The organism is Paenibacillus faecis (assembly GCF_008084145.1).
Lineage (GTDB): Bacteria > Bacillota > Bacilli > Paenibacillales > Paenibacillaceae > Fontibacillus > Fontibacillus faecis.
The window spans coordinates 452,891-478,701 of record NZ_VSDO01000004.1; the positions used below are offsets into that span (position 1 = coordinate 452,891).

Below are 25,811 nucleotides of genomic sequence, written 5' to 3' on the forward strand. Positions count from 1 at the left end.
GAAGATGGAGGTCTTATGTACAACCAACATTTGGTATTGGGCGAATGGCGCTTTAAAGCTTGCGACGAATCGGGATGGAGTGAAGCGAGAGTTCCGGGGACGGTACACAGCGACCTGCTGCGGAACGAAAAAATCTCCGACCCGTTCTACGGCACGAATGAGCATGATCTGCAGTGGATCGATAAGAAAGACTGGGAATATCAGACCGTATTTAACCTAGCGGAAGATTGGAAACGCTGCCGTCACATCGAGCTCGTGTTTGACGGTTTGGATACGTATGCCGATGTTTATGTAAACGAACAACATGTATTGTCCACGGACAATATGTTCCGGGCTTGGAGCGTGGACATCGGGGAATTTATCGTGCCCGGGGAAAATACCCTTCGGGTCCGCTTCCGTTCCCCGATCGCGGAGGATTTGCCCAAGCTGGAGAAGCTCGGTTATCCGCTGCCCGCGACGAACGATCAATCGGAGCTGGGGGGCTTGGGGGACCGGAAAGTCAGCGTTTTTGCCCGCAAAGCTCCTTATCATTACGGATGGGACTGGGGTCCGCGTTTCGTAACCAGCGGGATTTGGCGGGAGGTGCGGCTGAACGGATGGTCCGGTCCGCGGTTGACGGATTTGTTCATCCGGCAGGATAAGGTCACGGCCAAGGAAGCGAAGCTGACGGCCGTGGTGGAGATCGAAAGCGACGCTGCCTGGCAGGGGACGCTGGAAGTTGCCGCGGACGGGCGGACTTGGGCCAAAGAGGTCGCCCTGACGCCGGGACGCCAGACGCTGGAATTGGCGGCCGAGTTGGCGGAACCGAGGCTGTGGTGGTGCCGGGGACTGGGCGAACCGAACCGGTACGCGTTTACAACCAGTCTCCGCGAAGGCGGGGAAACGGTGTCGAGCCGGCGGGTAACCACGGGGCTGCGGGACATCCGGCTGGTCCGCCAGCGGGACGACGCGGGGACTTCGTTCCTGTTTGAACTGAACGGCGTGCCTGTCTTTATCAAGGGGGCCAACCATATCCCGAACGACAGCTTTTCGCCGGAAGTCACGGCGGAGCGCTACCGTCACGAGATCGCCTCGGCGGCTGAGTCGAACATGAACATGCTGCGCGTTTGGGGAGGCGGCATTTACGAGGAGGAAGTCTTCTACGAACTGTGCGACGAATACGGCCTGCTCGTCTGGCAGGACTTTATGTTCGCCTGCAGCATGTATCCCGGAGACGACGCTTTCCTGAACAGCGTTGCCGCTGAGGCGGAATACAATGTCAAACGGCTGCGAAATCATCCGTGTATCGCACTTTGGTGCGGGAATAACGAAATCGACTCGGCCTGGGCTCATTTTGAAGAGGAAGGCGGCTGGGGATGGAAAAAGGACTACACCGCGGAGCAGCGGTCGAAGATCTGGGCGGATTACGAAGCGATTTTCCACCGGATTCTCCCGGAAGCCGTGGAACGCTGGAGCGGAGGCATCGCTTACTGGCCGTCCTCGCCGCTGCGCGAGCTGACCGGAGATGAGCGTCAGCACGCGACGAAGGTCACCGGGGAAGGCGATATTCATTATTGGGGCGTATGGCACGCCGTGGAGCCGTTCTCCAATTATAACGAACGCATCGGACGCTTCATGAGCGAATACGGCTTCCAGTCTTTTCCCGAGCTGTCCACGGTGCTGAAGTACGCGACGGAAGAGCAGTTGGAGCTGGAATCCGAAGTGATGCTCGCCCACCAAAAGAACGGCCGGGGCAACCAGCTGATCAAGGAATATATGGAACAGTATCTCCCCGTTCCGCGGGATTTCAAGGCGTTTTTATACATGAGCCAGGTGCTTCAGGCCGAAGCGATCCAAACCGCCATCGAGGCGCACCGCAGAAACAAGCCGTACTGCATGGGCACGCTGTATTGGCAGATGAACGACTGCTGGCCCGTGGCCTCTTGGGCGGGCATGGACTACTACGGCCGCTGGAAAGCGCTGCAGTATGTCGTGCGCCGCAGCTTCGGCGAGATCATGCTGTCGATCGACGGGGGAATTGAAGCCGGCGATGGCAGGGGTCCGGGCGAAGAGGCTAGGGCGGAAGCTCGAGCGGAAGCGAATACAGGAGCGGGTACGGAAACGGATATGGGAGCGAGTACGGGCAAGGGCATCGTAACGGTCCATCTGGTATCCGACCGGAGGGAGCCGCTCCATGCCCGGCTTCGCCTGGAACTGTTCGACTTCGGCGGACGTTCACTCGGAGAACATACGCGCGAAGTCACGCTCCCGGCGGATGCCGCGCAGGTGGTCTACACGGCTCCGGCGGCGGAACTGCTGAACGGGCATGATCCGCGTAGCGTCGTGCTGCTGGCGACGGTGGAGCAGGAGAACGACGGAGAACGCGTCGTGCTGGCCCGCCGGCCTCATTATTTTGCCTCCTTCCGGGACATCGAGTTGCCTTCGGCAAAGGTGATCGTGGAAGAAATGCCGGGCAGCGGCGGCAGCGCGTTTAAGCTGAGCACGGACGCTCTGGCCAGACAGGTTTGGCTTCATGCCGAGGAGGAAGGGATGTTCACGGACAATTTCTTTGACCTGATTCCCGGCCAGCCCGTGACTGTGGAGTTCCGCCGGCGCGGCGGATTGGGGGGCGAAGCTTTTGTGGCGGGCTCGCCCGGGTCGCTGAGCGTAAGCACGATGCGGGATTATACCGCGCAATAAGCTTTCTGGCGGCTGTTCGCCTGGGAGACTGGCCGCCTCGCCGTCGGTGTAAGATACGCCGCGGCGGGGCGGCCTTTCCGCGTGCTGCCGGTTTACGCACGCCCAGTAGCGGCCTTTTAGGGCCTTATTCTGGGAAAAGATAGGCCAAACCCTTATTTCGAAGCCCGCAACAAAAAAATAGGGCCGTTTTTGGTCGCTATTATCCCCGTGGAGCCGAATCGAGCCGAAATAGCGGCCCAAAAGGCCGCTATGGGTACGGGCCCCGGCTAGGAAGCCCGCCCGGCCCATTTGCACCGAATTAGCGGGAGAAAATCCCGTTAATTCTCTCCCCATGGGCGATTTGAGCCGGATTAACGGGAAGAAATCCCGTTAAGTCCCGGCCACAGCGTCCCAGCCTCAGCATCCGGGTTTGCAGCGTCTCGGCCCACCTAGATCCCACCAACAAGATGCATTGGCACGGATGAGACAGACTAGTTAGTTGGAGTAACATGATAGGTTTGAGTATTAGCGGCTGAAAGTGGTGTACGAGTTACATGAAGTGGGCGGGGAGGAGGGGGAGTTAACGGGAAAACTTCCCGTTAATTTCAGCCCTTCAAGCCGGCGGTGAACAAATAGCAGGAAAATGTCCAGCTAATTCCGCCTCGGAAAGCCCGCCCGGCCCATTTTGCACCGAATTAGCGGGAGAAAATCCCGTTAATTCTCTCCCATGGGCGATTTCAGCCGGATTAACGGGAAAAAATCCCGTTAATCCCCGGCCATATAGCCTTGTCCGGCCATATAGCCTTGTCCGGCCATATAGCCTCCCACCCCTTCTCGTTCCAGGCAATCCCCCACCCCCGAGGCACAAAAAAACATCCGTAAACCGGGCGCTTTTATGCCCAGATACCGGATGCTCTCCACGAATATGAAACTTCATTCCTCTGGTTTCAATCTACTTTGGCTGCACTATTCCGGTTATTTCTGCGAGAAAGCTGCATCGGAAGCATAAGTTAAAGTTCACCTTTGTGAACGGATTTCTACCTTAGTAAGTTTAATTAAGAAATCTGGGGCGGGCAGCGATCCGGAGAACATTTCACACGGCTGCGGGCTGGAACCTTCTGCGGTAAGCTTCTTCCGCGCATACTTACCAAGCCGATATAAACTGAATGACGCCCACTAACGTCAATAGCAGGAAGAGGCCCACGACAAAGGCGATTCCGAACTTGACCGCTTGAGGCAATTGCGCTTTCGGCCTTTGGGCCAACTGCTGTTCGGCCAAATTCAGGCGTCTTTTGAGTTCCTCGATCTCCCGATCCCGTTGATTGTCGTTCAAATTCCGTTCCATATCCATCCTCGCTCTCTCGTTTCCGTCATTCATTTTATTCTACTATATTTACCCAAAAAATGCAGGAAGTTAGGCATCCCGGAAGGGAAAATTGCCCTTGCGCAAGATTGCAACCCTCGGGGAAACAGAGTATCATTCTTGAATAGACAAAAATCGTCTGAAAAACAAGGTGAGCTATGGTACGAAATATTCGTGATATCGCAAAAGCCGCCGGGGTTTCGGTTTCAACCGTTTCCAAGGTGATGAATAATTATCCTCATGTCAGCACGGAAACCCGCGAACGGGTGCTTGAGGTCATACGCAAGGAAAAATTCGTTCCGAACTCCACGGCGCGGGGGCTTGTTATGGGGAGTTCGCGGACGTTGGGCTTGTTTTTGACGACCGGATTGTCCAATCCCTTTTTTGTGCAGTTGCTGGCCGGATTGGAGGAATCCCTGAAGGAATCGGGATACGACTTGATCTATCTGGCGCAGATTGATTGGCATCCGGAGTATAGCCCGCTCCGCCACTGCCGCAGCCGGAATGTGGACGGCGCGCTGGTGTTCGGATTTCAGCGCCATGATCTGAATTTTGCGGAAATGCTGGAGTCGGAGATTCCGACGGTATTTATCGATCTGGACATGCGCGGCCCCCGGGCGGGATACATCACCTCCGACAATGTCGGGAGCATCCAGGGGGCGGTCCGCTATCTGGCGGGGCTTGGCCACCACCGGATCGCCTTTGTGGCCGGCCAGCTCGATTCGTTTATCGGTCGGCTGCGCATGGAGGGATATCGCCGGGGAATGGAAGAGGCCGGACTGTCTTACCGGCCGGAGGATATTTATGACGGCGATTTTACCAGAGAAAGCGGGTATATCGCCACGCGGGACTTTCTCCGCCGGGAGTCGCCGCCGACCGCGATCATCTGCAGCTCGGATATGAGCGCGGCCGGCGTGATGGACGCCGCGGCGGAGGCCGGGCTGTCCATCCCTGGCGACCTTTCGGTCATCGGCTTTGACGATATCGAAATTTCGCGGTACACGCAGCCTCCCTTGACAACGGTGCGGCAGGATCTGTATACGATCGGCCGCGAGGCGATCGAGTATCTGGATCGGATGATCCGCATGCCCGATGCGCCGCCGCCGGAACGGATCGTGCCTACGGAACTGATCATTCGCGGCTCCTGCGGGCCATGTCCCGAATCCGGCTAGTAATTTCAGATTTCGGATTAGATTTACTAAGTTATAGAGAAGAGATGAATGGAATCATGAGAAGTCGCCTGTCATCGAATCCGGGCCAATTTATACTGATCTTTGTCATACTGCTGCTCAAAATCGTTCTGATGCGTTTTTTCTTCTATGAAGGTTTCCGTTGGAACGGCTTTCCCGCGGAGGCGCTGTCGGCGCTAATGCTGCTGGGGCTTTTTGATCTGCTGTTCTTCCCGCTGCAAAAGAAGAGCCCCGTCTATTGGTGCTTTAACTTTGTTTACTCCTTCACGCTTTTTGCCGCGACCTTGTATTTCGCCCACTTCGGCACGGTTCCGACCTATGCGGTGCTCAGCGAGCTGCACCAGGTGCCGCAGGTGCGGGCCAGCGTTAACGCGCTGCTTCGCCCCGAGCATTTTCTGTTCTTTGCCGACTTTGCGCTGCTCTTGATCGCGGCGGTGTTCCGGCGCATCCGCAAATATGCCGGAAGCCGCACGCTCAGCTTCCGCAGCGGTCCCGCCGGTCCGGTTCGGAGCGGATGGCCGTGGGGGGCCGCGATGCTCGGCATCCTGATCGTGGGGATCGGCGGATCGGCGCTGTCCGTCCGCGCCGGGCAGAAGATCGACAACGAGCTCGTCCGGGCCGAAACGGTGGGATTCGTGAACTTCCAGGCGGACGCCGCTCTCCGTAACCATGAAGAGGAGCGTATGATCGCCGAAGGCGATATCCAGGAGACCATCGGCAAAATCCAAGGTCTCCAGGCCGGGTATCCTTACCGGACGGATGCCGGCAAGGCCGGTCAACCCGCATATTTCGGGGCGGCCCGGGGGATGAATTTGATCGTCATCCAAATGGAGTCTTTTCAAAATTTTGCAATCGGTCTGAAAGTGAACGGCCAGGAGGTCACTCCTGTGCTGAACGGGCTGATTAAGGAAGGTTTTTATTTCCCGAAAGTGTTCCAGCAAATCGGGGTCGGCAACACTTCGGACGCGGAGTTCATGTCCAATACTTCGATCTATCCCACCGCGGCCGTCGCGATGTCCAAGGGATTCGGGAACCGGGAACTGCCGAGTCTGCCCCGGTTGCTGCAGCGTCACGGGTACGTCGCCAACACGTTCCATATTAATGATGTAACATTTTGGGACCGCAATCGGCTGTATCCGGCTTTGCATTTTGACAAGTATTACGACAAGCCGTTCTATGAGAATGACCATTTCAATGATTTCGGAGCTTCCGACGAGGAGATGTACCGGGTGGGAATGGACAAGCTGACCGAGCTCGAGCATGAGGGCAAGCCTTTCTACGCGCAGTTTGTGACGACATCAAGCCATTCACCGTTCATCGTTCCGGAAGATAAGGTAAAGATTCAACTGCCGGATTCCCTGAAGGGCACGAATCTGGGCAACTACTTAACGGCCCTGAACTATACGGATTATGCGATCGGCGAACTGATCGGGCAACTGCAGGAAGCCGGGATGTGGGACCATACGATGCTGGCGATCTACGGCGATCATTTCGGGATACAGCCGAGCGAAACGGGGGCCGCGGAAATCCGGGAGAAGCTAGGAATTCCTTACGAGGATCGGATTAGCCGGTTTAATATTCCGTTTATCGTCCACGTTCCCGGACAGCCGGCGGGCTTCGTTTCCGACGTCACCGGCGGGCAGGTGGATATGTTGCCGACGATAGCCAATCTTCTCGGCGTGTCTCTGAAGGACGAGAAGTTCACCGCACTCGGGCAGGATTTGCTCAATATCGACCAAAACGTGGTCGGAATGCGCTACTACCTGCCGACCGGTTCCTTTTTCAACAATGAGGTCATGTTCGTGCCGGGCCAAGGGTTTGAGGATGGGACCGCCGTATCGCTAAAAACGTTGGAGCCGGTAAGCGATATTACTCCTTATCGCCGCGATTTCGACTATGTGACCCAACTGATGAAACTGTCGGATGAATACGTCAAATTGCTGCCGAAACGGCATTAAACCGCAAGTCACATTGAATCTGCACAAAAAAGAGCGCTCCCTCTTCCGTTAATGGAAGAGGAGCGCTCCTTTTTATTATCCCAATATCCGATAAGACTGCTCCGCGCTGGTCCGAATGAGATCCGGGACCTCCTTCATTTGCGCCAGGTAGGCGGTTCTGCTCAGCTGTCCCCGAACAAACCGCTCGGTCAGCTGCCTCTGCAATTGCTCGGTCTGAAGCCGAATGACGGCTTCGGGATCGGCTTCGCGGTTGGCTGCCAGCTCCGTCAGCGACCGACCCTCCAGTAGGGCGTCATAAAGCGCATGCTCCGTCGGCAGGCCAAGTGTCGCCAGCAGCGCATCTTCCTCCGTTGGGCCGGCCTTGCCGCAATCGGTCAGTTTGGCGTGCGCGGCATGGCCTTGATATTTGGAAAGATGGCTGGAGGTGCCGGGAACGACGGTGATGACGCAGGCGATGGTGCCCACAATGACAAAGTGTTTTATATTCATGAGTTAAATCCCTTTCCCGCTTAAAAGTTTATGTAGCTAAGTTTTATCCAAGTTTACTACGTTTGAACGGCGATTCCGTTTCACTATTACCCGAATTCGGTTGATAGCTAACAGGGGGATTTTTTGCAATGTAAAAAAGTTAGAAACTTTTCCCGGGGTTGATGCGTCATATAGTTCAGTAACATGAAAGTTGTTCTATTGACGGGAGGATGAAACAGTGAAAAAAATTTGGGCAACGCTCTTGGCGGCCGCATTGCTCGCTCCGACGCTGCCGTTGAATACGGCAGAGGCGGCGAAGGCCATTTCTATTACAATCAACGGTTCCCGCTTGGCCACCGACCAGGCGCCGGTAGCGGTAGGCAGCCGCGTTTTGCTGCCGCTTCGGGCGATATTTGAAGCGCTGGACGCTTCGGTCGACTGGAACTCGCGGACTCAGACCGTGACGGCCAGCAAGAACGGCACCACCGTAGTGTTAAAAATGAAATCCAGAACGGCGACAATCAATGATCAGACGGTATTGCTCGACGTTCCGGCCCAGGCCATTAAAGGCAGAACGATGGTTCCGGTCCGCTTTGTGAGCGAGGCGCTCGGCGAGCAGGTCGACTGGAATTCCGGCTCCAGAGTCGTCTCCATCGTGACAAGAGGGGGAGTTGTAACGCCGAATCCGACCTCGCTTAGCCCGGTATCCTACGTAACCTTACGAGATGTAGGCAACGCGGGAGACGGCCGCGATCTGGAAGTCAGCTTCTCGCGTTCTTCCACCGAATCTCTGGTGGATCATTACCGCGTTTTGATCGTGAAGGCGTCCAACGCGTCGAGATTTACGCTGAACGAGGCCCTGAACGTTTCGTCCAGCAATTATATGACGCTGCGGCCGAACGGTACCGACCCTGCCGTGACGCTTTCCTCCGGGGCGCGTGATGTGGACGGGGCGCCGATTCAAAATAATCAGTCCTACGTGGGCTTCGTCCTGGCGGTAGGCAAAGGGAACGCCGGCAGCGCGCTTTCGGGCGAATCCGGCAGAATCACGTTGGGCACCGGCGAATCCGTCGATGCGGTTACCAATGTAAGCGCGACGGATATTAGCGATTACGGGGACGGCCGCGATTTAAGCGTAAGCTTCACCCGGCCGCAAAATGACGGCAATATTTCGAATTATCGGATTTATATCGTAAAAACCAAGGACGCGGGCAATTTCAGCCTGTCGACGGCAAACGGCCTGTCCAGCCAGTCTTATACGACGGTATATAAGCCTTCGAACAGCAACAGAACGCTGAGCGGCACGCTGTCTTCCTCGACGCGGGACAGCTCCGGCGACTTGATCCGCAACGGGGTCTCCTATACCGCGTTCGTCATGTCGGTCAGCAACACGTCCTCGGTTTCGAGCAAGCTGTCCTCCGGTTCGTCGTCGTTCGTATTGGGAACGGGGACCGTGGCGGCTCCCGTTATTACGAAAGTTGAGGATGTGAACGATCACGGGGATGGCCGCGATTTGCGGGTAAGCTTCACTAAAGTTTCGGATGAGTCGAGAATCTCGGGATACCGGATCTTCGTTGTCAAGAGCAACAGCTCCTGGAACTTTGACCTTGCACGTGCCAATGCGGTTTCCAGCTCGAACTACACCTCGGTAAGCAAGACGGGCTACAACCAGAACCCTAGCTTGTCGTCTTCCGCGCGGGATGTCGACGGGGATTTGATCCGCAACGGCGTGGATTACCGCGTCTTTGTGATGGCGGTCGGCAGCGGCACCAACGCAGGCAGCAACGCCTTGTCGTCGTCATCGAACACCGTGACGTTGCTGAACAACTACAGCGTGGGCACGGTGTCCAATCTGTCCGTTAGCGACGTCAATGACAACAACGACGGACGGGACCTGTTGGTTTCCTATACCCGTGCCTCCGACGAGTCGAATATCAGCCAATACCGCATCATGGTCGTGAAGTCGTCCAAGGCCGGAAGCTTTACGCTTGACAAGGCCAATGCGGTTTCCAGCAGCAATTATACGGTGGCTTACACGGGCTCGAACTTCAATTCGGTCCTGGCCTCCGGAGCGAGAGACGTCGACGGCGACCGCATTCAGAACGGGGTGAGCTACCGCGTGTACGTGCTGTCGGTAGGCCGAGGCAATTACTCCGGCACCAACTCGCTGTCCCGCGAATCTTCGGCGATCACGCTTGGAAGCAACTACAGTGTCGGTGCCGTATCCAGTATCGGCTTGAACGATGCCAGCGATTATAACGACGCACGGGATCTTCGCATCAATTTCTTCCGTCCGAACGATGAGTCGAATATCAGTCATTACCGGGTATTTGTGGTCAAGGCGGCGAACGCTTGGCGTTTCGACCTGGCTTACGCCAACAATGTGCCGAGCAGCCGTTATACGCAGGTGAACAAAGCGGGCAGAATTCTGGATGTGAATCTGCCGGCCTGGACCACCGATGTGGACGGTGACGCCATCCGCAACGGCGTTCCTTACCGTGTCTACGTTCTCTCGGTGAGCGACGGCAGAGGCAACAACAACGCGCTGTCCACCGTCTACGGGGAGCTCACGTTGTCCGACAGCTCGAACGCTCAAGCGGTGAGCGGCCTGTCCGCCGTGGCCGAAACGGCGAACAGCACCGGAACGGCCAGCGACATCAAGGTCAGCTTCAACAAGGCGGATAATGAAAAAAATATCGCCGAATACCGGATTTTGGTCGTTCCATCGGCCCAAGCCGGCAGCTTCGACCTACGGGCGGCCAACAATGTGACGGTACCGGGCAATTATACTTCGCTAACCCCGAACGGCCGAAACGTAACGGGCTATCCGGTACAGGGAGCGAATGATGTTTACGGTACACCGATCAACGCGTCCACCACTTACCAGGTGTTCGTCCTGTCGGTTGCCAAAACCCGGGAGGCCAACGCTTTGTCGTCCGCTTCCAACCAGATTAAATTGAACGCGCCGGCGCCTGTTCCGGTTCCGCAGGTAGCCAATGCCCTGTCCGTGGTGAGAGCGGCGAGCGACGTTGCCGTCAGCTTCACCGAGCCGGGGAATACGGCGAACATCGCTTATTATGTGGTCTTTGCCGTTCCGTCCGGCGCATCGCTCAATGCGAGCACGGCGATGACATCGAGCGGAGCTCGGGTGGAGAAGGGTAACTCGCAGGCTGTTTTAAACCAGGATATCTATGGCGCCGCCCTGGATACGACGAGAAACGCTTATGATATTTATGTGCTTTCCGTTCCTGCCGATGGGGCGAAGGGAACCCCGGTCTTGTCCGGAAATCTGGGTGCAACACGAGTTACTCCGGTGGCTCCTATAGCCCCTGTAACCCCGGCACCTTGAATCGAATAGCGTGGTAAATTAGCGGTCCCGGTTGCGGGGCCGCTTTTTTGTTAGTGGCTTTAGCCAGGTGGGCTTGCGAAGCAATAAACCACCTGATGGGTTTGTTATCATAGGAGTGTTCAAGCTGCTATGTATAGCGAAAGGGAAAGGTGGCTTAATGGATAATCGAAGTGAAATGTCACCTACAAAGAGGCGCCTAGCGTGCTTCCAAGCTTTCAACTCCAAAAAGATGCAAATCTGCAGGTATTTAAGGCGATCCCCGAGGGGATTGCGAAAAAAGATGCAAATCTGCAGGTATTTCCAGCGATTTTAGAGAAACGAGCCGATCTCGTCAAAAATTCCTGCAGATTTGCAGGAATATTGAAATGTTGGGCCCCGAACAAGAAAAAACATGCACATATGCAGGAATTTATATTATCAAGGTTGTCTGAAGGGGGACTATTAATAAAACGCACCCCTTCCACCCGTTGAACGGATGGTTATGATTCAGTCCGAAATGTCTAGACGCCCGATTTTTACATTCATTTGACAATCCCTGGGATCGTTTTGTACGCTTATACAAACTAATTTAAATTCGAGGTAAATCCATGTTGAAATGGAGCGATTATGTCCTGACGGACGGAACGCTGGATGAGGGCAAAATCTGGCGGAAAGAGCCGCTTTATCAAGGGATGAACGGAAGATTTGTGGAGCGGTTTTATCCGGAGGAGACGGGACCGGGATATATTTTCAAGCCTTTGACGAACGGGGAGCATCCGGAGCGGGAAGCCTTCGTTTACCGCTATGTGCTGCATGCGTTCCCGCCGATTTTTCCCCGGTTGCTGGCCTCCTCGGAGGAGGGGGCGGGGGAAGCCGGATGGTCGATTTTTGAGGACCTCGGCCCGCTGCGGCATGAGTTCCGGCTGGCGCACGCGATGGAAGTCATAAAGCGGATGGCCTGGTGGCACGCTTTTCCCGAGACGCAGTGGCGGGAGCTCGGCAGCCAGGGGCCGAAACCCCCGATCGAACGGATTGCGGCGGACTTAGGTGCGAGAAGGCAAGAGCTAAGCCTCCTCTTGGAGGAGGCCGGTTTAAGTCTGAAGCCCGCCGCCCTGGACGAAATCATCGGCGGCTTGACGGAAGGCGCCGCTCCTTTGCAGCTTCGGGTCTTATCGCACGGGGACTTGCATTTGGGCAACTACGCCAAGGGGGCGGACGGGCGGCTGTATATTTTGGACTGGGAGCATGCTCACTTAAATACGCCGTATTGGGACTTGTACCATCTCATCGACATGTCGCACCCGATGTTCCCGAAACGGATTCGAAAATCCGAGCGCGAGAAGCTTCTCGGTTACTACGTCAAGCAGTCCGTTTACCACGGACGAAAATGGGACCTGGAAGAGTTCATCCGGGGTTACTGCCGGTATGCCGCGTTGTTCTCCCTATGGATGCTGTTGTTGGTCAACGGGGATCTGGAGCGGGGCGATAGCGTGTGGCCGAGGGACCGCCTGCTCGCGCAGCGGGAAGAGACTTTGGTGAATTTATCCGGATGCCTGGATCGGCTTTCTCTTGTCGGGATGAAGGGTCAGTCCGTCCGGATGCGGGTTGTCGGCGAGGATATTTAAACGAGAAAGGGAAGATCGTTATATGAAAAAGGTCGGTTTGGTCATGCGGAAAATCCAGTTTTCCGAAGCCCAAGGCCCGCGCGTCTTCGCGGAGCGGCTTCGGGAAATCGCCAAGGAGCTCGGCGTCGAGATCGTCTTTATTTCACCCGAGCGGCATGTCAGCGGCCATGACTGGATACCGGGCTACGAACATGAAAAGGGCGACCTCGTCAACTACGATATCGTGCTGGATCAAATTTACGCCGAGGGGATCGAGCATGTGATCTATACGGTGTCAGGTTTTACGTTCCTTAATCTGTTTCTGCCCAAAAGCGTTTTGTTTCCCCACAGCTTCCCCGACCCGGCGCTGACCGGGTACGAAATGATGAAGCCGTTCTACAGCATTGTGGACAAGGCCGTCGTGCAGACGGAGTTTTTGAAGCGGCAGTTAGGTACGGTTTTCGGGGTAGGCGAGGTCGATGTCATTCCGATCGGATTCAGCGAGGAACTGGCGGTCAAGCACTACCGGCCCGACGCGGTGGTGGAGAATCGGATTCTCTGGATCGGCAGGGACGAGGAGAACCGGCGCCCGGATCTGGTGCTGGAATACGCGCGGCAAAATCCCGACAAGGAAGTATTCATGGTGTTCGGTGGGCTGCGCTATAAGGAAAGCATGAAAAAATACGACATCCCCGCCAACGTCCGGCTGCGCTTTGCGCTGTCCCAGGACGAGGTGTTTGAGCTGATGAATTCGGCCAAAGTGTACTGGAGCTGCTCGAAGTTCGACACGTTTGCGATGCCGCTTACCGAGGCGCTGGCGATGGGAAAAATCGTCGTGAAGCCCGAGCATCCCTGCTATGATCACATCAGTTCCCGACACGCCTTTGCGGGGAATGAGAAGAACTGGTTTGAACTGGTGAATATGGCGGCGGCCTCCCCTATGAAAACGTCGATGGACAACCGGGATTACGCGTTTTCCCGTTTTTCCGCTACGGTCATGAAACAAGGGTACCGGAATTTTTTTGACCGGTGGCTGCGCTAGTCAGGAAATAGGGGAAAGGATCGCACATATGATAAGTTATGCACTTATCGGCTTTCTTTTCCCGACTAATTATGTAAGCGTTTTATTATAACGCCGGTTATGGCGGAAAGCGGAGGGACGAGACATGACACTTGAGCAAAAATTGGGCTATGCGACCGGAACGAAGCTGCTGATCGTCAATGCCGACGATTTCGGAATGTGTCAGGCGGAGAATTCGGCGATCAAGCAGCTGTTGGAGGAAGGAGCGGTCACGTCCGCTACGCTGATGGTTCCGTGCGGCTGGGCGAAGGACGCGGCGCTGTGGTGTGCGCAGCACTCGGAGTCCCCCTTCTCGATCGGGGTGCATTTGACTTTCACCAGCGAGTGGCAGGGGTATAAATGGGGACCGGTAACCCGTACTGGAGAGGTGGGCAGTCTCGTCACGGAGGAAGGGTATTTTCCGGCGGATTGTGCCGCTTTTGAACGCCAGGCCGACCCGGAGCACATCCGCCGGGAAATCGTCAGTCAGATCGAGATGGCCCGCTCTCTGGGGGTGGAGCCTACGCATCTTGACAATCATATGGGAAGCTTGTACGGCCTCGCCGGGGGGAGGCATTTTCTGGATATCGTTTTTGAAGTATGCCGGGCGTACGGGCTGCCGTTTCGGCTGCCGCGTTCACTGCCGGGGATCGGGCGCGTGCCGGCGGAGGCGGCCGAGTTGGCGGAGCAGGCTGCCGCGATGGCCGACCGGATGGGCGTCGTCATTCTGGACCAGCTGATCGGCCTGCCGTTCGGCAAACAGCCCGGGGAGACTTACGAGACCTACAAAAAGTCGATGATTGGGGCACTACGCGGACTGCGGCCGGGCGTCTCCGAAATCATCCTCCATCCGGCCTTTGCAAACGAAGAATTGCGGGCCATCCACGGGGAATGGGAGAAAAGGCAGTGGGATTTCGAGTTGTTCCGGGACCCCGAGGTCAAAGAGACGCTGAGTCAGGAAGGGATTGGGCTTATCTCATGGAGGGAGCTGCAGGGGCTGCAGCGGCAAATACAATAACCGCAGGACGGGGGGAACCGGGGTGAAAAGGGAAACGGTCACCGGCACGAATTCAGACGCAGAGCTTGAGAGACAGCCTTTGTTCAGGAAGGCGGCTTACAGCTCGGGCAATTTATCGGTCAACCTGATTGCCCAGGCTTTTGCGACCTATCTGGTCTATTATTACGTCGATACGCTTGGCGTCCGCCCGGCCTGGATCAGTCTGGCAATGATCGGTCACGGCGTTCTGGGGGCGGTGTTGAACCCCCTGATCGGACATCTGTCCGATCGAACCCGGACCCGCTTCGGCCGGCGGATTCCGTACATTGCCTTCGGGCTGCTCCCGCTCTGTGCGGTATTCGCCCTGCTTTGGATGCCGCCGTCCGATCCGGAGTGGACGTTTCTTTATTTCATCGCCATGGTGTTTCTTTACGATGTGTTGTTCGTCACGGTGGTGCTGAACTATTCCGCGCTGTTTCCGGAAATGTATCAGAGCATCCGCGACCGGGCCTATGTTTCCTCCTGGAGGCAGATGCTGGGCATCGTCGGCATGATCGTCGGTGTGGCGATCCCGCCTTTGCTCTACCCGCTGCTGGGCTGGGGGGCCATGGGCATGATCTTCGGGGCCATCGCCGCCGTATTCCTTGCGCTGTCCCTTTGGGGCAGCCGGGAAAACCCCGGCGCCGTTCATAGCGCTTTCCGATTGACCGAGGCGATCAAACATACGTTGGGCAACCGGGCTTTCGTCATGTATGTATTGGGCAGCTTCCTGGTTCAGTTTACGTTTGCGCTGCTGCCGGCGGGGATTCCGTTTTTCACCAAATACGTGCTGGTCCGGGAAGAAAGCTTCAATACGCTGCTGCTTGGCGCGATTTTTGTGACGGCGATTCCCTTTGTATTCCTCTGGGGACGGATTACCGAGAAATTTGGCCCCCGGCGGGGGGCGCTCGCAGCGGTTCTCTGCTATCTGGCCGCTTTGCTGCCGTTCGGCTTCATCCAGGGCGGCATGGCGGCGATGATCACCGCGGCCGCGGTCGGTATCGGGCTTGCCGGTTTGATGGTGCTGCTCGATGTCATGCTGTCGGAAGTGATCGACGCGGATGAGCGGAAGACTGGTTTTCGCCGCGAAGGCATGTATTTCGGCATGAACGGATTCATTGTCCGGTGGGGCGTGTCGCTGCAGGCGGCCGTGCTGGGAATGGTGTTGGAAATGACGGGGTACCGGGCGGATTCGTCCGTGCAGCCCCCTTCCGCCGTGACGGGCATCCAGTGGATGCTCGGCGGTATTCCTATCGCCGCTCTGCTGCTGGCGTTTTGTTTTTTCTACGCGTACCCGATCGGTAAAAAGAAGACATAACGCCGGCCAATCCTACTCGTACTCGATTTTACGACCTTCATAACATTGAATTCCTGCAAATCTGCATTTTTTTTCTTGTACGGAGCAAAAAATTCAAAATGCCTGCAAATCTGCAGGTATTTTCGACGAAGCCGGCTCGTTTCTCTAAAATCGTTAGAAATACCTGCAGATTTGCATCTTTTTTCGATTTCCCGTGTGGATCGAACTAAAATACCTGCAGATTTGCATCTTTTTGGCGTTGGAAGTGTTGGAAGTGCACTTTTCAATTGAATCCCTCGCAAAAAACAGGCATCCGCGCTTGAATCGCCGCGGATGCCTGTTTGAATTTCGCATATGTAGGTTGTTCCGGCTTCATGAGCCTGAACGGGTTAAGAAGCCGAACTTGAGCTTGACTTCAGCATCTCTTCAACCGCCGCTTTGTCTACGGGGCGGCTGTAGTAGAACCCCTGAATCTGGTCGCATTCATTTTGACGAAGGAAGTCGAACTGCTCCTTTGTCTCCACCCCTTCAGCCAGCACGGTTAAACCGAGCGACTTTCCGAGCTGAATGATCGATTGCAGCAGGGAGTTGTCCCTTGGCGAGGACGGTGTGTTCTCTATAAAGGTACGGTCGATTTTGAGTACCTGAAGTGGCAGCTCCTTCAAATAATAGATGGAGGAATATCCGGTGCCAAAGTCATCGATGGATAGGGAGATTCCCCGGTTTTTCAAAGAGTCCAGCCGATCCTTGATCAATACCGGGTCATTAAGCAGCGACTCGGTAACCTCCAATTCGAGATACTCCGGAGCGAGCCCCGTTTGTTCCAGCACCGTCTCCACGGTTCGGACGAATTGGGGGTGCCTGAACTGGACGGCGGATACGTTGACGGAAACCGGCAGTTTCGGATATCCCGCATCCTGCCATTTCTTGTTGGTCCAGCACGCCTCCCAGAGCACCCACTCTCCGAGTTCGACGATAAAGCCGCTATCCTCGGCGATCGGGATAAACGAAGCGGGGGAGATGCGGCCTTCCGTCGGGTCATTCCACCGGATCAGAGCCTCCAGGCCGGTGAGCGCTCCGGTGGACAGATCGATCTTCGGCTGGTAATGCAGCTCGAATTCCGACTCCGCCAAGGCTTTCGGCAGTTTTTTCTCGATTTGCACGCGCTCCAGAAGTTTATCCATCAAGTAATAATCGAAATAATGCGGATCGCTGAGCGATTCGGTTTTGGCTTCCTTCATCGCCAATTCGGCATGCTTCAGCAGCTGCGGCACGTCCTTGCCGTCATCCGGAAAAATGCTGATGCCCATGCCGAAGCCCATGCTGATTTCCTCGCCGAACATAGCGTAAGGGTTCTTGAGCCGGCCGCTTAAATCCGTCGCCATTCTATGAATCTGCAGCGGGTCGGACAGCCTGGACAGCAAAATGATAAATTCGTCGGCGAAGCTGCGGCAGATCAGCGTCCCTTCGGGAAGACAGCCGCGAATCCGGTTGGCGACGCCGATCAGAAGCTCATTGCCCGCCGCCTCTCCGTAGCTTTCGTTAATGTAACGAAACCGGTTTAAATTGATGCGTAATATGGCCGCCGTTTTCTGTTCTTTCTCATTCAACGTCAATTCCGATTTGACGAACTCTTTAAAACGGTTCATGTTCCAGAGGCCTGTCACCGGGTCGAAATTGGAGAGCTGGTGAATCTTTTGGTCGGAGGCGTTCCGCGCCTCCATTTCCTCGGTAACATCGAATTGCAGCCCGATGAAATACAACGGCTGTCCGTCATCGCCGAGAATAGGGCTGACGATAAACTGATTCCAGAAGGTGGTGCCGTCCTTCTTGTAGTTTTTGATCGTGACCGTATCGGAACGTCCCTCCCGGATCGCTTGGCGGATGACGTTCAGATGCTCTTTGTCCGTTTCCTCGCCTTGGAGAAAACGGCTGTTGCGCATAAGGACCTCCTCCCGGGAGTATCCGGTGATCTGCTCGAAGCCCCGATTCACGTACACGAGCGGGTTGTCTTCCAAGTTCGGATCCGTAATGGCCAAGCCTACGCCCATCATATCGATGGAACGCAGCAGAGCGGAAGAATTGATAATCGACTCGATTCGGGAATGATTGACATCCTTGTCCACTGTATAGACCCCCTAGAAGTGAACCGTAAGAATTAGGTTTGAAACTGATGATGTCCGGCTTACGGGAGTACATCTTACTCCCATCATACATGCGGGCCAATCAGGAAATCAATGGATACTTTTTGGACAGCCGAAAAATAAACCCCCGATACGAAATCTGAAGCCTTATCCCCGTCGCCAAATCTCCGTACAATAGATGTCAAGGCATATGTAAGTGCTTACAAATACTAGCTTTTTACCGCTTGGAGGTCTTGAGAATGGAAATGCCGCAGTCTGCCCGGCCTTCCGCCGCCGCGCCGGAGGAAGCCCCCCCTTCCGCCAGCCGCAAATGGCTGAAGAAGCTGTTCCTGCAACGACATCTGCAAATCATGGCGCTGCTCGGGGTCGCCTGGATGATCGTCTTCAACTATGTGCCGATGTACGGCATCATCATCGCATTCAAGGAGTTCAATATCGTTAAATCCATCGCTTCCGCGCCATGGGTCGGATTCGAGCATTTTAAAGCGTTCTTTGAGGACGACAATTTCGTGAACGTCATGAGAAACACGCTGGGAATCAGCCTGATCAAGCTGGTTATCGGATTTCCGCTGCCGATCCTGTTCGCTCTGTTCCTGAACGAACTCCGCTCCGTCCGGTTCAAAAAGGCGGTACAGACGATCTCTTATCTTCCGCACTTTTTGTCCTGGGTCATTCTCGGCGGGATCCTAACAACCTGGCTGGCGGACGTGGGGATAATCAACGATATCCTAATGGCCTTGCACCTGATTCAAGAACCGATCTCCTACTTGGCGGAGCCTAAGTACTTTTGGGGCATCATCATCGCCTCGGATATCTGGAAGGAGCTCGGTTGGTCGGCCATCATTTACCTGGCCGCTATCTCCAGCGTTTCTCCGGATATGTACGAGGCTGCCACGATCGACGGGGCTGGACGCTTTCAGAAGATGTGGTACATCACTTTGCCCAGCATCAAAGCGACGATCTCGATCCTGTTCATTCTGGCCGTCAGCGGCGTGCTGAACTCCAACTTCGACCAGATCCTGGTGCTGCGCAACACGCTGAACGAGAGCGCCAGCAATGTGATCGACATCTACGTGTACCAAACGGGAATGCTGTCGGGACGCTATTCGTACTCCACGGCCATCGGCTTGTTCAAGTCGGTCATCGCATTAATTTTGCTGCTGCTGGCGAACCGGGTGACGAAGAAACTGAACAATACGTCCCTGTTCTGAACGTTCGGATGTGATCACTTTAATGAAGGAGCCCTGAGAACATGTTGACTTTAAAAAGAAAAACCAAGGGAGAAGCCTTCTTCGACCTGATAAATACGATGGGGATGCTAATCATCTGTTTCATTACCCTGTACCCGATCTGGTACGTGATCGTCAATTCCCTTAATGAGGGGATGGACGGGATGCGGGGCGGGATATACTGGTGGCCGCGCGTGTTCAGTTTCGAAAATTATACGGCGGTCGTGAAAAGCCCCGGGATTATGCTCGCCATGGGCATTACCGTGGCCAAGACGCTGCTCGGCACGCTGCTGCATGTTCTTTTTACGGCGATGGTGGCGTACGCCTTTTCCCGCCGGGACCTGATCGGAGGCAAGATCTATATTCTGATCGGGACGATCACGATGTTTTTCGGCGGGGGCCTGATTCCGACCTACCTGCTGATGAAGGACCTCCATCTACTGGACAATTTTCTCATCTACATCATTCCGGCGATGTTCAGTTTTTTCGACCTTATTATATTTATGACCTTTTTCCGGGACATTCCGGACGGTCTTGAAGAGGCGGCCAAAATCGACGGCGCCAATGATTGGGCCATCTTTCTCCGGGTCGTGCTGCCCGTATCCATGCCGGTTGTGGCCACGATCGCTTTATTCCATGGGGTTTATCAATGGAACGACTATTTTACCGGCGTGATCTATCTGAACAATATGGACCTGCAGCCGATCCAGACTTATTTGTACCGGGTCGTGGCCCAGTCGAGCTCCAATCAGATGGTGGCCGCCATTCCGGGAGGCATCAGCAAGACCGTCACCTCGCAGTCGATCAAGCTGGCGACGATGGTGGTCACCACCTTGCCGATCGTATTCGTCTATCCGTTTTTGCAGCGGTATTTCGTCAAAGGCATGATGATCGGATCGATCAAGGGTTGACGTTGGCCCGATTTTCTTTAGGTAACTCCTCTTGCCGAATCCGGCCGGGGTTGCATATAATTTATTTTTACTGAAAAGGGGTAAGTGCATGAATGCGAAGAGAAAGACGAAAAACGTCCTGATGCTGTTATGCGCACTGATACTGGTTCTATCCACGGCCTGCTCTTCGGGCGGTAAGGAGGGGGCAGCAGGCGGTGCCAAGGAAGGCGCCAAGACGGCGGAGGAAACCAAGCTGACGGAGAACGACCCGGGCTGGAAGGTGGACACCTCGCCGATTACTTTTGACTGGTACATTAACTTTGCCTGGTTCCCGCATAAGTGGGGAGACGATCTGACTTCCCAATACGTCACCAAGAAAACCGGGGTCAGCGTCAATTTTATCGTCCCCGCCGGCAATGAAGCCGAGAAGATGAACGCGATGATCGCCTCCGGCAGCCTTCCCGATTTCATTACGCTGGGCTGGACTGAAGACGCTGTCAAAAAGATGATCGAAGGCGATCTGGTGCTTCCGCTTAACGAGCTCGCGAAGCAATATGATCCGTATTTCTTTAAAGTGACCGATCCGGCGAAGGTATCCTGGTATACGCAGGAGGACGGCAACATTTACGGATACCCGAACGCCTCGTCATCGCCGGAGGATTACAAAAAGTTCGGCGACAATATCAACTCCACCCAGACGTTCCTGGTCCGCAAAGACATGTACGAAGCGCTCGGCAAACCCGATATGCGGACGCCGGAAGGTTTTCTGAATGCGCTTGCGGCGGCGAAGGAGAAATTCCCGGACGTGAACGGGCAGCCGCTCATTCCGCTGGGGATGTACGATTTTCATGAAAAAGGCAATGCCTCGCTGGAAGGGTATCTGCAAAACTTCCTGGCCGTTCCTTACGATAAGGACGGCAAGCTGTATGACCGGACGACCGACCCCGAGTACGTGGGATGGTTAAAAACGATGCGTCAGGCCAATGAAAAAGGTTTGCTCGCGAAGGACATCTTTATCGACAAGCGTCCGCAGATGGAAGAAAAAATCGCGCAGGGTCGGTATTTCGCGATGCTCTATGCCCGGACCGACCTGGCGGCCCAGCAAAACGTCCTCTATGCCAACGATCCGAACTCGGTGTATATCGCCGTGGACGGACCGGCCAACAGCAATTTGGATCAACCGACCCTGTCCGGCCCTTCGATCTCCGGCTGGACCGTGACGCTGATTTCCAAGGACGTCAAAGATAAGGCGCGGGCGATCCGCTTCCTGGATTATCTGATTTCCGAGGAGGGGCAGCGCGACACGTTCCTCGGCGAAAAAGGCGTGACTTGGGATACGATCGAGGGGAAAGACCAACTGCTGCCGGAGGTCGCCAAGCTGCGGGATACGGACCGCGACGCGTTCGACAAGAAATACGGGGCTTCCCACAAATTTTGGATGTTGATGGATACGAATATAACGCCGGCCTGGGAACCGCCTGCCGTGGAGCCGTTCAAACAGATGGTCGATTGGACGATCGGCAAGGCGAAGAGCTTCTCGCAGTTCGACCAGCTTGATCCGCAGGGCAATTCCGAGGAAGGCATCATCAACACGAAAGTCCTTCAGGAGTGGGGCAAAGTGCTGCCGAAACTGGTCCTCTCCAAGTCGGATCAAGAATTCGACCAAATCTGGGGCGATTATTTGAAGAAACGGGAGGAGCTCGGGTTCGCCAAGGTTCAGGAATACCGGCAGAAGAAGTATGAGGAGAACGTGGCGAAGCTGGCCGAATTCATAAAATAACGAAACAAGAGTTCCATCAATTCAGGACGAATACGGGGTTCCTTGCGCGGCTTGCCGGGCGGGGGGGCCCGTTTGTCCGTATCCGGGGGACATCGGGATGAAGCAAAGAATCAGATCGGGCCTGGCGCCCCTGCTGTATTGGCTTGGAAAAAGATCGATGCAGAGCCGTCTCGTCGCGGCTTATATCGCGGTTTTTCTCATTCCCAGCATCGGGGTGTCCAATATACTGTTCAATCAGATTCACGAGAATTACATCGAGGACGCGCTGCGCAAGAGCCAGTTTACCATCGAATTGGAAAAGACGCAGATTCAAAAGCAGATCGACGCGATGGAGCTGGCCGCGCAGGTCTCCATTTCCAATCCCAAGGTGATGGAATATCTGAATCTGGATCATGAGCCGGGCACGGGCGAATTGATCGCTTGGGACCGCGAAGTATTCGCGGGCTTCAGCCTGATTCAAATCAATACGCCGCAAATCGTTCACTGGCGGCTGTTTACCGACAACCCGCTCATTCACGAAATCTGGCCGACCGTGTTCCGTGAGAGCCGTATTCAGAACGAACACTGGTACAACACCGTAAACGGGTTGGATGGGGGGCTGTTGTGGGTCTTCCAGAAGACCGACAAGGATATTATGAAGAGGTTTACCTCGGAGCCGACAGAGAATGAGCCGAAAATCTCACTTTTCCGGGAAATCCGCGAGGAGAATCATATCGGCATCGTTGGGGTGGAGATGCTGCTGAAGGATTTTGCCCCCAGAGTGTACACGGACATTTCAAATTATGAATCCCAGATGCTGCTCGTGGACGGGAACGGAGAATTGTATCTGGACCCCGGTCAATATTTGGCCGGAAGCGATAAGCTGCTTCAGCAAAAAATCCGCGAGCTCCTTCAGGGAGAACTGGGCACCCGCGAGGGAGAGATCCGGTTCCAGTTGGACGGCAAATCGTATCTGATCACGGTATCCCCCGTGGAGCGAATCGATGCGAGCCTCGTGAACGTGGTTTCTCTGGAAGGGGCCCTGGACGGCATTTCCAAGTCCAAAAGACAGATTATCGCCGCGAATATAGGCCTGATCGCCCTGTTGTCGGTCATTACTTATTTTTTGAACTCCTTTATTCTCAAAAATTTGCGGCGCTTGACCGAGGCGATGAAGCGGGTGCGCAGAGGCGAATTTCATACCCCGATCCCGCAGATCAAAGGCAGCGGGGAGGTCGGCGAATTGGCGCATCATTTCAACAAGTTGATCCAGACGATCAACGAGCTGATCGCCCAGGGAATCCGCAAGCAGGCGCTCACCAAGGAAGCCGAGCTTCGGACGCTTCACAACCAGATCGATTCGCACTTTTTGTACAATACGCTGGAGAACATTAAAATGTTGGCCGAGATGGAGGGCCAGCGGGCGATATCGGACGCCTTGACCTCCCTCGGGGGGATGATGCGCTATAACTTTAAATGGTCGGGGGAGTATGTGAAGCTTCGGGATGAGCTTCGGCACATTGAAAACTATACCGAAGTCATGAACATTCGTTTTGATGAGCCGATCGTTTTGAAGGTGGAGGTGCCCGAATCGCTGCTGGAGCTTGAGGTGCTGAAAATGTCCCTGCAGCCGATCGTCGAAAACGCGGTCAAACACGCGTGGACGGGCGAGGAGCAGGAGGAGCGGGAGATCTCGATCCGGGCGACCGACTGGGGGGACGGGGATGTGCGGATTTGTGTGACCGATAACGGGCAGGGCCTGGAGCCCGAGGCTTTGGATAGGCTCAATGCGGTGCTGGGGCTGGCCGGCGTCCGGGCGAAGGTGCCCGGCAGCTTCGGTCCCGAACCGAAGGACAGGGGCATCGGACTCCGCAACGTCCAGGAACGGGTCCGGATGTTTTTCGGCCCCCGCTATGGACTGGAAGTGTTTAGCGAACGCGGCGTGAATACGAACGTAGTCATGATCATACCGAAGGTGCTTCTGACGGGAGGGGAAGGCAAACATGGCCAAATTGTTGATCGTCGATGATGAGAAGAATATCCGCTTCGGGCTGAAAGCGATGATCGAACGGGATTTTCCCGGCAAGCATCTCGTAATGACAGCCCGGCATGGGGCGGAGGCGTTTGAACTGTTTCGCGCCGAAGGGGCGGATATCGTCATTACGGATATCCGCATGCCCGTGATGGACGGCATCGCCCTGATCGAAAAGCTGGCGGCGGAAACGCCGCAGGGTCAGCCGGGCAGGCGTCCGATCGTCATCATCCTCAGCGGATACGAGGACTTCGAATACGCCAAAGCGGCCATCCGGTATCAGGTGATGGATTATCTGCTGAAGCCGATTCGCCGGGACGAGTTGTTCGCCGCGCTGCGTAAGAGCGAGGAGGAGCTGGGGAAAAGGGCCGAACTGGCGGAGCAGATCGCCGTTACCGAGGCGTACCGGGTGCAGCTGCAGTCCAAACGCCTGCAGGATTTGCTCCTCCTTGAAGAGACTCCGCCGGACACCGAAGCGCGGAAGCTCGGCGAGGAGATCGGCTTTGAGCGCTACGCCATTCCGTTTGCCGTATCGATCATCAATTATAAGTACGAGGATGGCCGGCAAATGAAACGCGAGGAGCTGCAGCGGTTGGCCGAGCACATGCTGAGCAGCGTAAACGGGCAGCTCAACGCTTCCTTTCAAGACCACGAGGGCCGGGTCGTGCTTATAGGAGGACCGCAGCGGAAATTTGCGGAGATGGCGAAGCTGGCCGAGGAGAAGGAACTGGACGGACTGCTGATGGGCATCAGCGAAGAGGGCAGCCGGCCGGAGGAGATTTGGACCTGCTACCGTGAAGCGCGGAAGTCTTTGGAGTACACGTTTATCTATCCCAAAACGCGGTTGATCTGGTACAGTGAGCTTTCGGAAGCCCGGCTAAGTTATCCCGTTCCGGAGGAGGAAATCCGGAAGCTTGGCAATATGCTGGGAACGAACCGGGAAAAAGAGATCGGGGAGCTGCTGCACAACATCTTCAAGCTGGACCGGTTGCCGGGCATCGATATCGCTTATCTGGAGGCCGTCGGCAAGCGCATCAACGAGCAGGTGCTGGATGAGGTGTTCCGGATTTACGGCGAGGCTTCCGTCGAAGTGCTGAAGCTGTACCGCAAAGTGGGCAATATGGCCAGTTTCCGCCATTTCCACGACTATTTCCGCTCCCTGAAGCAGCTCCTGCTGGACCTGGATAAGTATATCCAAGGGATTCGCTCCGCGCATGGCGGACACGAGGAAATGAGGGCCGCGGTCGCCTATATCGAGGACAATTACCATCGGGCTTTGAACATGGCGATGGTTAGCAACTATGTTTCCCTGAACTATACTTATTTCAGCGAGGCCTTTAAGGCGTACACCGGAGAGAGCTTCGTGGTTTATCTGAAAAAAGTCCGGATCCGTAAAGCCAAGGAGATGATCGGAACCGGTACGCTTAAACTGTCGGAGATCGGGGCCGCCGTAGGCTTTGAGAATACGAAGCAGTTCTCCAAGGTATTCAAGGAACTCGAGGGCATTTCCCCGTATGAGTACAGGGGGAAATTGTTCGCCGGTCAGGAAAAGCTGACCGGCTCGCCGGACGCGCGCGGTTAGGAAATTCACTGACAACCGCGCCGTATAGACGGGCCGACCCAAGTTGAGAGAAGCGGCTGGGTTGGCCTTTTTCGTCCGCAATCGCGGTTGGCGACCACGGTCCGTTACCGCGGTCCGTCACCGGGATCGGCGACCGTCGGGGACAGCGGATGCATCGCAGGCCGGGAGATGGAGTGATTTTCTTCATTCTGCGGGAAGGAGTTCGATGCTACC

At 55.5% G+C, this 25,811-nt stretch carries 18 protein-coding genes; 14 read left to right on the plus strand and 4 right to left on the minus strand.

The features are described 5' to 3' along the window. The first annotated feature begins 15 nt into the window (after positions 1-15). Positions 16-2,679 carry a beta-mannosidase gene (locus FRY98_RS19955; protein ID WP_148455241.1) on the plus strand — a complete coding sequence of 888 codons (2,664 nt, stop codon included), beginning with the start codon at positions 16-18 and terminating at the stop codon, positions 2,677-2,679. A gap of 1,123 nt (positions 2,680-3,802) precedes the next feature. On the opposite strand, the gene FRY98_RS19960 is transcribed toward FRY98_RS19955, so the two are convergent. Continuing rightward, a complete protein-coding gene (locus tag FRY98_RS19960; RefSeq protein ID WP_148455243.1) occupies positions 3,803-4,009 on the minus strand; it encodes a hypothetical protein in 207 nt (68 codons plus the stop codon). A 170-nt stretch (positions 4,010-4,179) separates the two neighbouring features. Between FRY98_RS19960 and FRY98_RS19965 the strand changes: the two genes are divergently transcribed. Further along, positions 4,180-5,193 (plus strand): LacI family DNA-binding transcriptional regulator, encoded by a 1,014-nt coding sequence (locus FRY98_RS19965; RefSeq protein ID WP_148455245.1) that lies wholly within the window; start codon positions 4,180-4,182, stop codon positions 5,191-5,193. A 56-nt stretch (positions 5,194-5,249) separates the two neighbouring features. Next, positions 5,250-7,169, plus strand: coding sequence for an LTA synthase family protein (locus FRY98_RS19970; protein WP_249043474.1), 1,920 nt, complete (start codon positions 5,250-5,252; stop codon positions 7,167-7,169). Positions 7,170-7,244: 75 nt separating this feature from the next. On the opposite strand, the gene FRY98_RS19975 is transcribed toward FRY98_RS19970, so the two are convergent. Then, positions 7,245-7,658, minus strand: a complete 414-nt coding sequence (locus tag FRY98_RS19975) for a hypothetical protein (protein WP_148455249.1) — start codon at positions 7,656-7,658, stop codon at positions 7,245-7,247. A 217-nt stretch (positions 7,659-7,875) separates the two neighbouring features. Between FRY98_RS19975 and FRY98_RS19980 the strand changes: the two genes are divergently transcribed. The 4 genes from FRY98_RS19980 (at position 7,876) to FRY98_RS19995 (ending at position 13,611) form a co-directional block, all read left to right on the plus strand. Next, complete coding sequence (locus tag FRY98_RS19980) at positions 7,876-10,986, plus strand: copper amine oxidase N-terminal domain-containing protein (protein ID WP_148455251.1); 3,111 nt, start codon at positions 7,876-7,878, stop codon at positions 10,984-10,986. 201 nt (positions 10,987-11,187) lie between these two features. Beyond that, the gene (locus FRY98_RS19985; RefSeq protein ID WP_148455253.1) at positions 11,188-11,457 is read left to right on the plus strand and encodes a hypothetical protein; all 270 of its coding nucleotides are present in this window, start codon (positions 11,188-11,190) and stop codon (positions 11,455-11,457) included. Between the two features lie 116 nt (positions 11,458-11,573). Continuing rightward, a complete protein-coding gene (locus FRY98_RS19990) occupies positions 11,574-12,590 on the plus strand; it encodes a phosphotransferase (RefSeq protein ID WP_148455255.1) in 1,017 nt (338 codons plus the stop codon). A gap of 22 nt (positions 12,591-12,612) precedes the next feature. Beyond that, positions 12,613-13,611, plus strand: a complete 999-nt coding sequence (locus FRY98_RS19995) for a glycosyltransferase (RefSeq protein WP_148455257.1) — start codon at positions 12,613-12,615, stop codon at positions 13,609-13,611. A 65-nt stretch (positions 13,612-13,676) separates the two neighbouring features. Here the strand turns inward: FRY98_RS19995 and FRY98_RS29500 are convergent, their stop codons facing one another. Continuing rightward, the gene (locus tag FRY98_RS29500; protein ID WP_148455908.1) at positions 13,677-13,754 is read right to left on the minus strand and encodes a hypothetical protein; all 78 of its coding nucleotides are present in this window, start codon (positions 13,752-13,754) and stop codon (positions 13,677-13,679) included. Between FRY98_RS29500 and FRY98_RS20005 the strand changes: the two genes are divergently transcribed. Continuing rightward, positions 13,736-14,647, plus strand: a complete 912-nt coding sequence (locus tag FRY98_RS20005; RefSeq protein ID WP_148455259.1) for a polysaccharide deacetylase family protein — start codon at positions 13,736-13,738, stop codon at positions 14,645-14,647. The genes FRY98_RS29500 and FRY98_RS20005 overlap by 19 nt on opposite strands. Before the next feature lie 22 nt (positions 14,648-14,669). Beyond that, the gene (locus FRY98_RS20010) at positions 14,670-15,983 is read left to right on the plus strand and encodes an MFS transporter (protein ID WP_249043475.1); all 1,314 of its coding nucleotides are present in this window, start codon (positions 14,670-14,672) and stop codon (positions 15,981-15,983) included. Positions 15,984-16,351: 368 nt separating this feature from the next. On the opposite strand, the gene FRY98_RS20015 is transcribed toward FRY98_RS20010, so the two are convergent. Beyond that, a complete protein-coding gene (locus tag FRY98_RS20015; RefSeq protein WP_249043476.1) occupies positions 16,352-18,088 on the minus strand; it encodes a putative bifunctional diguanylate cyclase/phosphodiesterase in 1,737 nt (578 codons plus the stop codon). Positions 18,089-18,351: 263 nt separating this feature from the next. On the opposite strand from FRY98_RS20015, the gene FRY98_RS20020 reads away from it, so the two are divergent. The 5 genes from FRY98_RS20020 to FRY98_RS20040 all read left to right on the plus strand — a co-directional run bounded on the left by FRY98_RS20020 (position 18,352) and on the right by FRY98_RS20040 (position 25,598). Continuing rightward, entirely contained in the window at positions 18,352-19,317 is a 966-nt protein-coding gene (locus FRY98_RS20020) for an ABC transporter permease (protein WP_225039766.1), read from the plus strand. Positions 19,318-19,358: 41 nt separating this feature from the next. Further along, positions 19,359-20,246: a carbohydrate ABC transporter permease gene (locus FRY98_RS20025; RefSeq protein WP_148455263.1), complete on the plus strand. Its 888-nt coding sequence runs from the start codon at positions 19,359-19,361 to the stop codon at positions 20,244-20,246. Positions 20,247-20,367: 121 nt separating this feature from the next. Beyond that, positions 20,368-22,005 (plus strand): type 2 periplasmic-binding domain-containing protein, encoded by a 1,638-nt coding sequence (locus FRY98_RS20030; protein WP_412067009.1) that lies wholly within the window; start codon positions 20,368-20,370, stop codon positions 22,003-22,005. Positions 22,006-22,102: 97 nt separating this feature from the next. Beyond that, on the plus strand, positions 22,103-24,013 hold the full coding sequence (locus FRY98_RS20035) for a sensor histidine kinase (RefSeq protein WP_148455267.1): 1,911 nt from the start codon (positions 22,103-22,105) through the stop codon (positions 24,011-24,013). After that, positions 23,988-25,598, plus strand: coding sequence for a response regulator (locus FRY98_RS20040; RefSeq protein ID WP_148455269.1), 1,611 nt, complete (start codon positions 23,988-23,990; stop codon positions 25,596-25,598). The genes FRY98_RS20035 and FRY98_RS20040 overlap by 26 nt, the downstream gene beginning before the upstream one ends. The last annotated feature ends 213 nt before the right edge of the window (positions 25,599-25,811 follow it).

Excerpts from the sequence above, each read along its gene's own strand:
- FRY98_RS20030 (WP_412067009.1), top strand. The coding sequence starts at position 20,368 with ATGCTGTTATGCGCACTGATACTGGTTCTATCCACGGCCTGCTCTTCG.
- FRY98_RS19995 (WP_148455257.1), top strand. The coding sequence starts at position 12,613 with ATGAAAAAGGTCGGTTTGGTCATGCGGAAAATCCAGTTTTCCGAAGCC.
- FRY98_RS19960 (WP_148455243.1), bottom strand. The coding sequence starts at position 4,009 with ATGGATATGGAACGGAATTTGAACGACAATCAACGGGATCGGGAGATC.
- FRY98_RS20025 (WP_148455263.1), top strand. The coding sequence starts at position 19,359 with ATGTTGACTTTAAAAAGAAAAACCAAGGGAGAAGCCTTCTTCGACCTG.
- FRY98_RS20020 (WP_225039766.1), top strand. The coding sequence starts at position 18,352 with ATGCCGCAGTCTGCCCGGCCTTCCGCCGCCGCGCCGGAGGAAGCCCCC.
- FRY98_RS19970 (WP_249043474.1), top strand. The coding sequence starts at position 5,250 with ATGAGAAGTCGCCTGTCATCGAATCCGGGCCAATTTATACTGATCTTT.
- FRY98_RS19965 (WP_148455245.1), top strand. The coding sequence starts at position 4,180 with ATGGTACGAAATATTCGTGATATCGCAAAAGCCGCCGGGGTTTCGGTT.
- FRY98_RS20005 (WP_148455259.1), top strand. The coding sequence starts at position 13,736 with ATGACACTTGAGCAAAAATTGGGCTATGCGACCGGAACGAAGCTGCTG.
- FRY98_RS20035 (WP_148455267.1), top strand. The coding sequence starts at position 22,103 with ATGAAGCAAAGAATCAGATCGGGCCTGGCGCCCCTGCTGTATTGGCTT.
- FRY98_RS19955 (WP_148455241.1), top strand. The coding sequence starts at position 16 with ATGTACAACCAACATTTGGTATTGGGCGAATGGCGCTTTAAAGCTTGC.
- FRY98_RS20040 (WP_148455269.1), top strand. The coding sequence starts at position 23,988 with ATGGCCAAATTGTTGATCGTCGATGATGAGAAGAATATCCGCTTCGGG.
- FRY98_RS19975 (WP_148455249.1), bottom strand. The coding sequence starts at position 7,658 with ATGAATATAAAACACTTTGTCATTGTGGGCACCATCGCCTGCGTCATC.
- FRY98_RS19990 (WP_148455255.1), top strand. The coding sequence starts at position 11,574 with ATGTTGAAATGGAGCGATTATGTCCTGACGGACGGAACGCTGGATGAG.